The following is a 13,136-nucleotide window of genomic DNA, read 5'->3' on the forward strand; positions in this document are numbered from 1 at the left end:
GGAGCACGGTCAAGCGCGGCGGTCCGATGGGATGGTTGCTCGCGCGGCTCGATCAGGTGCGTGCGACGGGCGGCAAGGGCCTGGCCGACGCGCTGGTGCTGGTGGGCGTCACCATCGTCGCCGCGGTCGCCGCGTTGCTGCTCAACAACACCACGCCGATCCGGTTCGTCGAGAACCTCACCTACGATATCCGCATGGCCACCGGCGTGCCGCCGGCCCAGCCCAGGACGTTCGCGATCATCAAGGTCGACGACATGGCGCTGGAGGCGATGCGCAACTCCACGCCGTGCCGCTGCCTCGCCCCCATCGACAAGCTGTGGCTGGCCGACGTGCTGGTCGCGCTCGACAAGAAGGGCGTGAAGGCGATCGGCGTCGACTACCTGCTCGACACCTGGGCCTCGGACGAGGAGTTCAAGGCCTTCCAGGACCGCATCAAGGACGTGAAGGCGCCGATCGTGGCGGTGGTCGACCCGGCGATGACGCCGGGCGTCGACTTCCCGGTCGACCCGAAGATCCACTACTCCGACGCCCGCGCCCTGATCGTCTCGGACTACGACGGCGTGGTCCGGCGCTACGATCCGAGGCCCGGGAAGACCCTGGCGCTGGCCACCGAGGTCGGCGTGCAGGCCGTGGGCCTGAAGCCGCCGACCAAGCCCTTCGACATCCGCTATCGCGCGCCCGATCCCGACGTGGAGGGCGAGAACGCCGGGGCGATCGCCCCCTCCTACTCCGCCGGCCTCGTGGACTTCGTCCCGGCCGAGCAACTGAAGGACAAGATCGTCTTCATCGGTCGCACGACGCGGTCGGCCAGCGCCGACGCCGACACGCCGGTCGAGGACATGCATACCACGCCGCTCCGGTTCCTGAACGGCCACTACCGCGGCACGCCGGGCGTCGAAGTCCACGTACATGCGCTGTCGCAGATGATGGCGCGCGACATGGTGACGATCCCGGCCGCGTTCTGGACGGCGATCATCGCGCTGATCTCGGCCTTCTTCGGCGCGCTCATCGGCCGCTCGACCCAGAGCTGGTGGATATCGGTCGGCATTGTCCTGGTGGGCGTGGCCGCGGGTGCGGCGGGCGCCTGGGCGCTCTACAAGTTCAACGCCGTCATGGTGCCGATCACGGCGCCGGCCATCTCCTTCGCGTTCGGCTTCTTCATCCTGTCGCGGCTCTCGGCGGCCGAGTTGCAGAACCAGCGGGCGTTCTATTCCTCGACGCTCGAGCGCTACCTCGCCCCGCAGGTCATCGACCGCATGGTCGGCGGCCAGGAGCAGGTGAAGATCGGCGCCGAGGAGCGCGAGATCACCGTGATGATCTCGGACCTGGAGAACTTCTCGAACCTGGTGGCCAGCCTGCCGCTGGAGACGTTCGAGGGCGTGATCAACGAGTACTTCGACGGGGTGATCGACATCCTGTGGAAGCACGAGGCGATGATCGACAAGATGACCGGCGACGGCATCATCGCGATCTTCGGCGCCCCCGTCCCCTCCGACGACCACGCCGACCGGGCCATCGCCTGCTGCCGCGAGATCGACACCTACGCGCTCGCGATCCGCGAGAAGATGATCGAGCGCGGGATCAAGTTCGGCTACACGCGCATGGGCGTCTCCAGCGGCATCGGCCTGGTGGGCAACTTCGGCGGCGAGCGCCGGTTCAACTACACGGCCTATGGCGAGGTGGTGGTGATCGCCGCGCGCCTGGAGGCGGCCAACAAGACCTTCGGCACGCGCATCCTCTTCTCGGGCGACACCCTGAAGCTCGCCCGGATCGACGTCCCCATCGAGGCCGTGGGCGAGATCGACCTCAAGGGCGTCCCGGTGCCGATCCCGGCCTACACGACGCCCACGACCTAGCTGCGCCCCCCTGTTTCCGAGCCTTGCCGGCGCATAACCGATCGGCATGTGACTCGCGCTCGGAGGCATTTGTAGCCGGTCGCGCGGCGGGACAAACTGACTGGCATGCGTCGTGGGTCCTGGGGAGACCGGTCACCGTCCCCGGGGCGCGACGCGTCGCCATCTGGGCTGCTTCCTCCCCGCCCAGGGTCCTCGCTGGAGCGGGTGGAGCCCGCTCCAGCTTCTTTCGGGCGCTTTCGCTCGCCACCTGAGCGCCGACTTGGCGCGTCGCTTCGCCAGGAGTTCCAGATGCGATCCTGTTCCCGCCCGACCTCCCGGGCCTCGATGGCCGCCGCCGCCACACTCGGCGCGCTGAGCGTCATGTCCGCGCCGGCGCAGGCCGCCGCGCCGTCGGCGCGGCCCAACGTCGTCGTCATCGTGGCTGACGACCTCGGCTACAACGACCTGTCGTCGTACGGCTCCAAGTACCCGACACCCAACATCGACCGCCTCGCGAAGGACGGGGTCCGCTTCACCCAGGGCTACGTGACAGCCGCGCTGTGCAGCCCGTCCCGGGCGGGGATGCTGACCGGGCGATACCAGCAGCGCTTCGGGCACGAGTACCAGTTGTATACGCCGCTCAACAACAGGAGGGACGGCATCGACCCGGGCCAGCCGACCCTGGCGCGGAGCCTGCACGACGCCGGCTACCGGACCGCCCTCTACGGCAAGTGGCACCTGGGCATGGCGCCCGAGCGTCACCCGCTGAAGATGGGCTTCGACGAGTTCTTCGGTGTCTCAGGCGGCCAGACGCCGTACATCGCCGCCGACCGCCCGGATGTGGTCTCGAGCCCGCCCGCCGATCAGGCCCCCGGGCAGTATCAGCGCAACGAGTCGTCGAGCTTCCAGGAGGCCGGTCAGCCGGTCGACCTGCAGGACTATGCGACGACAGCCTTCACCGACCACGCGCTCAGCTTCATCGACAAGAACAAGGACCGGCCCTTCTTCCTGATGATGACCTACACGGCGCCGCACGTCCCGCTGCAGGCGACGAAGGCGCAGCTCGCCAAGCTGGCCGCGATCGAGGATCCGGAAATGCGGCTCTACCGGACCGTGATCAACGAACTCGACATCGGCGTCGGCCAGATCCGCGAGCGCCTGGCGAAGAACGGCCTGACCGACAACACCATCGTCGTCTTCATCAGCGACAACGGCTGCCCCGACTACGTGAAGCAGGTCTGCTCGAACGACCCGCTGAACGCCTGGAAGCGCTACCTGACCGAGGGCGGCGTGCGCGTGCCGTACATGATGTCGTGGCCCGCCAAGGTGAAAGGCGGCCGCACATACGACGGCGTCGTCAGCAGCCTGGACATCTTCCCCACCGTGGCCGCCGCCGCGGGCGCGAAGGGCGACGACAGGCAACCGACCGACGGCCGCGATCTGCTGCCCTACCTCCAGGGCAAGGCGAAGGGCGCGCCGCACGACCGTCTGTACTGGCGCTCGCTGCCCTCGTACGCGATCCGCGACGGCGACTGGAAGCTGATCGTCAACGCCAGTCCCAAGGGCGAGACGGTGACGATGCTGTTCGACCTCGCGAAGGATCGCGCCGAGAAGCATGACCTCGCGCCGCAGAACCCCGAGATCGTCGCCCGTCTGAACCGCGAGTGGAAGGCCTGGAGCGACACGCTCGCGGCGCCCCGCTGGCCCACCGCGCGCGAGTTCGACGTCGAGATCAACGGCGTACCCGTGCGAACCACCAACTGAGGCGATCGGACCCAGCAAGGCGCGACGAGCGCCCGACCCAAGGGTCCGCGCTCAATTGAAGATGCGATAAAGCAGCATTAATTCAATGATATAGACCGTCATCCCGGCCGCAGCGCAGCGGAGAGCCGAATACGGCCCTCCGGCCGGGATGACGATGGTGTTTCGGGCCAACTCCATTGAGTCAGACCCTGGAGCGGGTTGCGATCCCACTTCCCGGAACGCGCTCCAACTAGCGGTCGGCGTTGGCTCGGTTCACGGGCACGCCGAGCCAGGCGGTCATGTCGGGCTCGTCGGTGACGCGGTAGGGCCGGCCCCAGCGGTCGGTGAAGAAGCGCTCCATCTCGGCCCGGTTGAACGGCCGCGAGCCGAGGCGCCCGAAGATCGCCATCTGCCCGCCCGTCTCGTCCACCGCGCGGTCGCGGTCCAGGCCCTTGGAGAGCGCCAGCGCCGCGCCGTCCGTCTTCGCCCAGGCGATGAGCTCGGGCATCGGCTTCGGCGAGAAGCCGTAGAAGTTGGGCTGGCTGGACGGGCTGGTGAGCTGAAGCACCTTCAGGCCGTTGCGCCCGTCGGCGACGTAGGCGAAGAGCGAGGCGTTGGTGGAGCCCACGATCACGTCCTCGGCGTCGTTGAGCTGACCGCCGGCGTCGAACTTCCGATAGGTGCGCGGCCGCTCGGGGTTGGTCACATCGACGATGACCAGGCCGTCCTTCTTGGCCGCCACGTAGGCGTAGGTGCGGGCCACGTAGACGCGCCGCGCATCCACCAGCGGGATGGTCGCGCCCTCCACCAGCCGGGGCTGGTCGAGCCGGGTGACGTCCAGCACTTCCAGGCCCCGCTGGGTGGTGACCCAGAGGTAGCGGAACTGCAGCGCCGAGGCGCGGACGTCGGGCAGCGCCACGGTCGCCACGTGGCGCGGCTTCAGCGGGTCGGTCAGGTCGACCACCACGAGGCCGGCGTCGGCGGCGATGTAGGCGATGCTGCCGCCCAGCGTGACGTGGCGCGCGCCCTTGAGCACGCCACCCTCGTTCCAGGTGACCGCGCGCTTCAGCTTGTTGTTGCGCGGATCGCCGTCGGCCAGCGTGTTCACGTTGACCAGGATCAGGCCTTCCTCGGAGTCGGTGATCACCGCGTACGAGTAGATCGGGTGGAACTTCTGCTCCTGGTTCGCGTCCAGCAGCGTCGTGTCCTGGCCGGTGACGGCGTCCTTCACCTTCACCTGCTGCATGTGCTCGTTGCGGAGCGGCGCGATGTTCTGGTTCGTCGGCAGCGCCATGCAGGTGGCGTTCTTCGAGGCGACCCGCGTGTCGTGACCCACGGCCGAGAACGGCGCGGTGATGATCGGCTGCGAGACGCTCTTGTTGGCGATGGAGGCCACGTCGTAGGCGCGGAAGCCGCCCTTCCCTTCGGCCACGAACATGTACTCGCCGCGGAGCTGCAGGCAGCGGGCCGCGCCGCCGGACTTGTGGCTGACCTTGCGGATCCACTCGGCCGACTCTTCCTCCTGGTGGCCGGTCACGCCGTTCGGGAACGGGCCGCCGCGGACGCGGTCCTTGATCTCGCGGCCGTTCGTTTCGACGTGGTCCTTGTAGTAGTCGGGATAGGCGTACCGCTGCAGGTACGAGCCGAAGACGGCCTGCGGTTCGCTCCACTCGGTGACGCGGACCGCCTCGATGGCGCCGTCCAGGCCCACCCAGGCGTTCTGGCCCACGAAGTTCACGTAGTTGGTCCCCAGCAGCAGCAACTGGGCCATGATGGCGTTGTTGTCGTTCGCCGCGCTGACGTGGCAGTCCGAGCAGGTCTTCGTCTCGGTCTTGCGCACCGTGTGCGGGAAGTGCGGCGCGAAGGCCTGGCTGGAGTAGCCCGAGGCGGCGATCGGCGGCTGCTGGTTGTAGATCCGCTCCCGGTTCACGTTGGTCGACGACAGGACGAGCGCCGAGGACGAGCGGACCGGGGCGATGGTGTTGCCCTTCACCGTCGAGTGGACGCCGAGCTGGTACATGTCGTCCCGCGCCACCTGCGGGTTGTAGGTCGCGTAGTTCCGCGTCTCCTCGCCTTCGTACTTGTGGCTCTTCGCCTTCCAGTTGGCCTCGATCGGCAGGTGGCAGCCCGCGCACGCCGTCGTCCACGACGAGTGGCAGGTGAAGCACTCCATCTCCTCGTCCTTGTGGGCGCGCTCGCCGGCGGCGACGCCGGGGCCCCAGGCGAAGGGCCGGCCGTCCTGGCTGATCCGGCTCATCAGCTTGGCGCGCGCCGACCTGGCGTTGAAGTCGGGGCTGGAGCGGTCGACCGAGTCCTTGGTCAGGTGAATCCGCCACTCCAGCTTGGGATCCAGCAGCGAGCGCTGGACCAGCACGCGGCGGCCGTCCTGCTCGACCCACTCGAAGCGGCGCTGGCCGTCGGGGTTGCGCAGCAGGGTCAGGTCATTGCCCTTCACGTCGGCCGCAGGGCCGGAGGTGCGCAGCGTCGGATAGGCGTCGGCGGTGCCGTGGCAGTCCTTGCAGCGGATCTCGACGGAGTTGGCGACCTCGCCCATGATCAGGCCCGAGCCATGGCTGTCCTGGGCGAAGTGGCAGTCGGCGCACTGCATGCCCTTCTCTGCGTGGATGTCCATCATGTGGACGGCCTTTCCGGCCTGCTTGCCCACCTCGGGGAACTCGGGCTCGCCCTTCCTGCGCCACTTCTCGGGATCGTCGTTGGCGACGATCCTGCCTTCGGCGTCCAGCAGGTTGCCCTCGCGGTCGCGCTTGAAGATGCCGCGGAAGTTCCAGCCGTGGCCGTGGTAGTCGGCGAACTGGGTGTCCTTCAGCTTCGCGTTCAGGTCGAAGACGTTGCGCAGGAAGTCGAGGTCGGCCCACAGGCCGCGGGGCGCGGCGCCCTCGGGGTTGCGGTCCAGGACGCGCCGGATCTCCTCGGTCGTCGGGTACTTCTGCCGCTCGGGCCACATGAAGGGCGCGTCGGCCTCGTAGTCCCACATCGTGTAGCCGAGGTAGGTGTTCATGAACATGTTCGGCTGGTGCATGTGGCAGTTCATGCACTGGGCCGTCGGGATCGCCCGGGTGAAATAGTGCTTGATCGGGTGGCCCGGCTGGTCCTTCGGGATCGTGGGGTCGACCTGGGCCGACATGCCGTCGCGGCCGTACTTCGCCCACGTCAGGCTGGCCTGGTGCTGGCGGTTGTTCGCATAGACCACGTGGCAGGACGCGCAGCCCGAGGAGCGGTAGTCGCCCGGCTGGTCGTTGGTGCCCAGGAACCAGGTGAAGGGGTCGTTCAGGCGCGTCTTGTGGATGTTCAGCAGCGGGATCGCCACGCGCAGGCCCGTGCCCGGGCCGCGGTTCGACTGCTTCAGGTCGGGCCGGCCCGGCTCCTCCAGGCGCTGCAGCGCGCCGTTGGCGTTGGGCAGGCCCACTTCGGCGAACTGGGTGTTGATGTTGCGGCCGCCGCGCTCGAACACGCGGAAGATGTCGCCGGGCGGCGTCACGTGCCAGGTCGGGGCCGGATAGAGCGCGGCGATCGCGCCGCGCCGGGCCTGCTCGGGCGTCACCGTGCCGGGCGGATTGCCGGGCGACAGCACCTTCGCGGGCTCGCCATGGGCCGTGTAGGCCTCGCCGAGGACGTAGTTCTTATAGGGCAGGATGCCGTTGTTGTAGGACGCGCCGCCGAAGAACATCGCGCCCGTCGCCATCAGCGAGCGCTCGGCCTTCTCGATCAGCTCCATGTGGCAGGCGCCGCAGGCCAGCCGGGCCACGCGGTAGTCCGATGGGTTCACGAAGCGGATGTACTCGGGGCTCTCCTTGTTCAGGAGCGTGTAGCTCTGCTTCGGGTTGGCCGAGCTCGGCCAATGCCAGGTCTTCGGGTACTTCGGCAGCACGTGGCCCTTGTCGCGCAGGCGCACGTACTCGGGCGAGGTCATCGCCAGGCCGGCGGGCGCGATGACGTTCGGGTCGCCGCCGTGGCAGGACGTGCAGCCCAGCTTCACGGCTTCCGAGACGTGCATCGACTTGGCGTCGCTGTCGGTGTGGCACGAGACGCAGCCCTTGCTGGCGGCGTCGACCTCTTCGTCCGACATGCCGAGCTTGGCGGGGGCGGCCATCACGTAGCTGCGCTTGACCGGCTTTTCCGCCTCGCTGGCCTTGAGCGAGATGGGCGCGAGCACGGTCAGCGCCGCCAGCGCCCCCAGTCTCAGCCATTTCCGCCCGAATTTCAGCATCTTGCCCCTAGAAGGTGAGAATCGCGTTCAGTAGCACCGAATAGTATTGGTCGTGTCGGCCCCGGTTGGCGAACAGGTCCTTGAAGCCGGCGCCGGCGTCGAAGACCGCGCCCGAGGCGCGGAAGATGATGTTCTGCGTCACCATCGGCCGGTAGATCGCCGACACCGATGCGTCCCACCCCAGCGACTTCGGGATCGAGCCTTCCTGGCGCAGGTTCCGGACGACCGCGGTGTCGACGAAGCCCAGGTGGTTCACGTTCACCGACAGCCGCAGTTGCGGCATGACGTCGAAGTCGGCGCCGCCGCCGACGAGCGTGGTGCCGGGGTTGTTGAAGTTGGACTGGCCCTCTTCCTTCGACGGCCGCAGCGAGTTCAGCACGCCGTTGCGCGCGTTGACGCCGATGAGCCGGCCGCCCCCGGCGAACGGGATGGTCTGGCGGATCCAGTAGCTGGTGTCGGAGCCGGCGAACTGCGGGTTCTCGAAGATCGAGTCGAAGCCGCGCTCGGTGTTGTCGTAGGGGTTCTTGTCGCCCGAGGCGTAGAGCAGCGAGCCGCGCACCCGGATCCAGTCGAAGTCGATCGAGGGCTCCGCGGCCAGGAAGTAGCTGCGGATCTTGGCCTTGCGGTCGGTGAAGATCGAGTTCCGGTCCTCGCCGAAGGCGTAATAGGCCGAGGCGGTGATGTTGTAGCGGCCCCAGTGGCCGTCGGCGTTGTAGCCCAGGTAGGTCACGTCGTAGTCGCGGCCGCGCAGCGTGCCCAGGAGCGCGGGGCGCTGCGGGAAGCCGTTCTTGTCGACGTAGATCTCGTCGCCCTCGCGATTGCGGTTGTGGATCACCGTCACCTGCGAGGTGAGGCCCGGCACGGGCAGGTCCTGGCGGTAGAGGTTGCCCACGAACACCCAGTCGTCGCGGAGGCGCTGGGTGACGTCGTTCAGGCCCGAGTTGGTGTCCTTCTCGATGCGCCAGAAGGCGGCGAGGTTGTACTGGAAGCGGTTGTTGTCGCGGTTGCCGAACAGGCGGACGCCGAGCTGGTTGTCCTGGAACAGGAAGCCGCGGAAGTCGCTGGAGAACGGCTGGATGCCGACGCGCACGCTGTCGAAGTCGTAGCGGTCGGAGACGTTGCGCAGGTGGTAGTCCAGGAACAGCTCCTGGACCCCGATGAAGGCGTCGTTCCGGTGCGACTTCCGGCTGGGCTCGACGTAGAGGACGCGCTTCTCGGGCACGTTGACGTAGTTGTCCTGGAAGGCCAGGGCGACGCGCAGCTCGTATTCGGGCGGCTTGTAGGCGGTGGAGCCCTTGATCAGCGAGGCGCCCACGATGAACGTCTGCGCCAGCACCAGGCTGGTCGACCGCCCGAAGACGTCCAGGCTGCCGGGCCGCTCGGTGGTCTGCACGCCCACGGGGATCGGGAAGGTCCGCGGCTCGACGACGGTGTCCGAGATGCCGGTCAGGGCGAGGAACAGGTCCTCCGTGCCCTTGATCGGGATGTCGCCCTTCCAGAAGTTCTGGTTGTAGGGGTCGTACCAGCGCGGCTTGGACACGCCGAGACCGCCGGCCAGGCGCCAGCGATCCGGGACCGGCACTTCGTCGTGCGGGAAGGCTTCCGGCGGCGGCGCCCGCACCGCGCCCGGGTTGGTCTGCTGGATCTCCGGCTCGTAGGTCTGGATCCGGCCCGGCGGGCGGCGGCCTTCCAGCGGCGCGGCGTCGGCCGGGGCCGGCTCGGAGTCCGGCGGCGGGGCGGCCTCGGCCGGAGGCTGAGGCGCCGGCTCCTGAGCCGAGGAGTCGACGGCGGCCAGCACGGCCGCGGCCGGCGCGCCGGCCAGGCCACAGGCGGCCAGGATGTCGTCGATCGTCAGGCCATCGCCCGTCGCGGCCTCGGCCCGCCCGGCGAGGGCGGCGAAGGCGACGAACGCGAGGAGCGAGGCTTTCCGCATGCCTTTACTTCCCCTGGCACACGTTCTGTTCGTTCGTGTCGAGGAAAGGCGCGAACGGACAGCCGACGTAGCGCAGGCGTGTCTGGGTAGGTCCGACGAGCAGGGTGTCGGACCGAATCGCTACCGGAGCGTTACCGATGGCGCCGCCGAGGCGGGCTCCGCCGTTGTGCGCGCCCAGGAACGAGATCATGTCGTCCTGGTCGATGCCGTCGCCCGAGACGCCGATCGCGCCCACCAGTTGGCTGCCCCGATAGATCGGCACCGCGCCGGAAAAGATCTGCAGGCCGTTCTGCAACGGGTTCTGCCCGGGCGCCACGTCGGGCAGCGACGTGCAGCGCGCGGGCGTGTCCGTCGCCAGGCCGCCGCTGACGAAGCCCAGGTGCTGGCCGAGGTTTCCGAACACCAGCGCCGACTGCAGGCCGGTGGACAACGGGCTCCAGAGCGCGATCGGGCGCGACAGCGGGCCGTTCGGCCGGCCGACCTCGCCGTCCGGGAAATAGGGCCGCGCCAGGTTGCCGATCGACTTGGCGGCCAGGGCGTTCCTGCCCGTCAGGGCGGTGGCGTCGCCGAAGAAATCCCGCGTTTTCTGGACGAAGCCCCGCACGTCGGCGCTGGGGTCGCCCAGCAGCTCGGCCGCCGCGCGCTGGCCCGACAGCAGGGCCACGGTGCGGGCCTTCTGCGCCGACACGTCGATGCCGAACACCGGCGCGTCGGGCGCGCGGACGATGCCGAGGATCTGGCCACGGCTGTCCACGACCGTCATCGAGACCTCTGCGCGGCTGTCGAGCGGGCGGCGGATCTGGCCGCGGGCGCGGCTCATGATCGTGAAGGCTTCTTCCAGGACCGCGCGGACCTCGGCGGCGCTGAGCGGCGTCAGGCCGTCGGCGGCGTCGGTGCCGCCACGGATCGGGAAGCGGTTGGCGCCGGCCCCGTCCGACAGCACCATGGCGCCGGCGATGGAGAACTCGGCGGCGGTCGCGAGGCGCAGTCCCGACGCCTCGGCGCCGTAGACCTGACCCGCGAGCGCGCCGGCTCCGGAGTAGTAGCCGGTCACCGGGGTGAACGCGCCGGCCGCGGCGCCGAGCGTCGAAAACGCCGGCGCGCTGGAGGGCGTGGTGCGCAGCGTGCCCGTCGAGGCGTCGGAGTAGCGGAGCGCCGTTCCGTCGACCGTGATCCGGTCGGCGCGCTGGTCGATGGGCGCGTCGAAGCCCACCGTCGCGGCGTAGGCGATGTTCTCCTCGTCGTCGGCGTCGACGTCGAGGATGTTCCTGTCGAAGCCGTAGTCGTTGTCGCCGACGACCCCGACGCCGCCGACCAGCGTGCCGTTCTTGTAGAGGGGGAAGCCGCCCGGATCGGCCGAGAGGCCCAGCGGCGTACGGCGCGGCCCGACCGTGGTGCTCGCGGTGCGGGTCGTGACGTCGGAACACGGCAGCGACGAGAACTGCACGCCGAACAGCGGGCCGCCTTCGAGCCCGGCGGTGGACGGCGCGGGCGGGAAGTGCTCCTGCACGATCTGGCTGGCCGTGCGGGTCGAGAACGAGTTGCCGCCCGACGACGACAGGTAGGCGCCGGTGATGGCCTTGGCGATGGCGGCGCCCGCCGCCGGCACCGTCAGCCCCTGGGCGTCGGTGTTGACGCCGGTCGGACCCGCGCGGGTCACCGTCGTCGCCCGGGCGCCGGCCATGGAATAGACGGCCAGCACGTTGCCGACCCGGTCGGTGACCGCGATCACCACCGGCAGGTTGCGCGCACGCGCCTCGGCCACCGCCTGGGCGATGACCTGCTGGACGTCGGCTGTCGTGAGCGCCACGGCAGCAGGAAGCGTGTAGACGCCCGCGGGCGTCGGGCTCGGCGTGCCGGGCGTCGGCGGCGTGGTGGTCGTTCCGCCGCTTCCGCCGCCTCCCCCTCCTCCGCCGCCGCCGCAGGACGCGAGCGCCAAAGCGGCCAATGACACGGCCCAGCGCGTTACCGATCTCATCTGAGGGACCTCGCCGCCTGGGCGACCTGGGTCAGGGCGTTCCGGAACGTGTCCGGGCTGTAGCTGTTGGGATCGCGCACCTGGGCGTAGGCGCGGTCGAGCTGCGGCCGCACGCGGGCCGCCGCGCCGCGATCCACCTGACCCGACGCCACCAGCGCGTTCAGCAGGGTGTCGGCCGCCATCACCGCCTGGGCGCTGCCCGAGTAGTCGGTGTAGCGCCGCGACAGCTCGGTCGAGAGCACCGAGTCCAGGATCGCCAGCGTATCCGAGCGGGTGAAGCCGCGGGCGGCGAACGCGTCGGCGAGCGTGCGGGCGGTGCCGGCCAGCTTCACGGCGGCGCGCTGGGACTCGGCGCGGTCGCGGGCCAGGGCGGCGTGGAAGGCGCGCGAGTCGGCCTCGAGCCGCTGGGCCAGCGCCGGCGAGGTCACCCGCGCGGCGGCCTGCAGCATGATCATGTTCTCGTCGTTGAACGGCGGCTGGCCCGACGGGATCGGGCGGCCGGGGTTCGCCTCCCACTTCGGCCGCGCCTTGGGATCGTCCGAGATCTCGCGGTGGCAGCTATGGCAGTCGAAGAAGTAGAGCTCGGGGAAGGCCCCGCCGCTGCGGCCGCCCTCGCCGTACAGCGACAGCGCGCGGTCCAGCGCCATGGCCTGGCCCACGGCCCAGGTCTTCACGCCGCCCGCATAGCCCTTCCGCTGCACGTAGTCGGCGTCGACGTCCCAGTGGTTGATCATGCTCGAGAAGAGGTCGAGCTCGAAGGCGACGCGCGGGTGGCCCGCGGCCATGATCTGGTGGGTGACGAACTGGCCCGGCCGCGAGCTGCCGAAGTGGCAGTCCAGGCAGACGCCGGCGCGGACCTTCGGGTTCTCCAGCGCGCGCATGCCGTTGGCGACGTTGGCCGCATGCGTGCCGCCGACCGCGCGGTGGCTGGCGAGCCAGCCGGAGGCGCCGCCGTGGCAGGATTCACAGCCGACGCCGTCGCTGATCTGGAACTTGCCGCCGCGCATGACGCCCGGGTCGGCGTGGCAGCCCAGGCATTCCTTGGCGTTCTGCGCCGGGCCGATGCCCATCTTGCGCGCGATCGCCTGGGCGCGGGGCTCGGTCAGCACGCGCCAGGCGCGGCTGTGGGCGCCCGCGGCGCTGGAGGGGCTCTGCCAGGTGATGATCTCGTTCTGGCGGACGTTGACGCCCGAATCGACCTGGCGGCTGTGGCAACTGGAGCCGGCGCATGAGGCGACGCCCTCATGTACGCCCTTCATCGGCGCAGATTCCGTGGCGGCCGTGGCGGCGGGACCGCTCACGACCAAGAACGCCCCGACGACGGCGGCTGCGGCGACGCAAAGCGCGCCTACGACTCGCGACGCTCGTGCTCCCCCCATCGTCCCTCCCCCGGGCGCCACTGACGGCCGAGTCTTAGCG

The 13,136-nt window shown here is 69.6% G+C and carries 6 protein-coding genes; 2 read left to right on the forward strand and 4 right to left on the reverse strand.

Features of this window, described 5'->3' with window-relative positions:
• Nucleotides 1-26: 26 nt before the first annotated feature.
• Nucleotides 27-1,856: an adenylate/guanylate cyclase domain-containing protein gene (locus KF737_RS02400; protein ID WP_296449973.1), complete on the forward strand. Its 1,830-nt coding sequence runs from the start codon at nucleotides 27-29 to the stop codon at nucleotides 1,854-1,856.
• Between the two features lie 288 nt (nucleotides 1,857-2,144).
• Nucleotides 2,145-3,599 carry a sulfatase-like hydrolase/transferase gene (locus tag KF737_RS02405; protein WP_296449975.1) on the forward strand — a complete coding sequence of 485 codons (1,455 nt, stop codon included), beginning with the start codon at nucleotides 2,145-2,147 and terminating at the stop codon, nucleotides 3,597-3,599.
• A 229-nt stretch (nucleotides 3,600-3,828) separates the two neighbouring features.
• Here the strand turns inward: KF737_RS02405 and KF737_RS02410 are convergent, their stop codons facing one another.
• The 4 genes from KF737_RS02410 to KF737_RS02425 all read right to left on the reverse strand — a co-directional run bounded on the left by KF737_RS02410 (nucleotide 3,829) and on the right by KF737_RS02425 (nucleotide 12,976).
• Nucleotides 3,829-7,806, reverse strand: a complete 3,978-nt coding sequence (locus tag KF737_RS02410; protein WP_296449977.1) for a hypothetical protein — start codon at nucleotides 7,804-7,806, stop codon at nucleotides 3,829-3,831.
• A 7-nt stretch (nucleotides 7,807-7,813) separates the two neighbouring features.
• Entirely contained in the window at nucleotides 7,814-9,739 is a 1,926-nt protein-coding gene (locus tag KF737_RS02415; RefSeq protein ID WP_296449978.1) for a hypothetical protein, read from the reverse strand.
• Nucleotides 9,740-9,743: 4 nt separating this feature from the next.
• Complete coding sequence (locus tag KF737_RS02420) at nucleotides 9,744-11,549, reverse strand: heme-binding protein (RefSeq protein ID WP_296449980.1); 1,806 nt, start codon at nucleotides 11,547-11,549, stop codon at nucleotides 9,744-9,746.
• A gap of 164 nt (nucleotides 11,550-11,713) precedes the next feature.
• Nucleotides 11,714-12,976: a multiheme c-type cytochrome gene (locus tag KF737_RS02425; protein ID WP_296449982.1), complete on the reverse strand. Its 1,263-nt coding sequence runs from the start codon at nucleotides 12,974-12,976 to the stop codon at nucleotides 11,714-11,716.
• Nucleotides 12,977-13,136 lie beyond the last annotated feature (160 nt).

Origin of the sequence: Phenylobacterium sp., assembly GCF_019636135.1 — a bacterium.
Lineage (GTDB): Bacteria > Pseudomonadota > Alphaproteobacteria > Caulobacterales > Caulobacteraceae > Phenylobacterium.

Bases quoted from the DNA above. Each gene is read 5' to 3' on its own strand.
- KF737_RS02400 (WP_296449973.1), top strand. From the start codon at position 27: ATGGGATGGTTGCTCGCGCGGCTCGATCAGGTGCGTGCGACGGGCGGC.
- KF737_RS02405 (WP_296449975.1), top strand. From the start codon at position 2,145: ATGCGATCCTGTTCCCGCCCGACCTCCCGGGCCTCGATGGCCGCCGCC.
- KF737_RS02410 (WP_296449977.1), bottom strand. From the start codon at position 7,806: ATGCTGAAATTCGGGCGGAAATGGCTGAGACTGGGGGCGCTGGCGGCG.
- KF737_RS02415 (WP_296449978.1), bottom strand. From the start codon at position 9,739: ATGCGGAAAGCCTCGCTCCTCGCGTTCGTCGCCTTCGCCGCCCTCGCC.
- KF737_RS02425 (WP_296449982.1), bottom strand. From the start codon at position 12,976: ATGAAGGGCGTACATGAGGGCGTCGCCTCATGCGCCGGCTCCAGTTGC.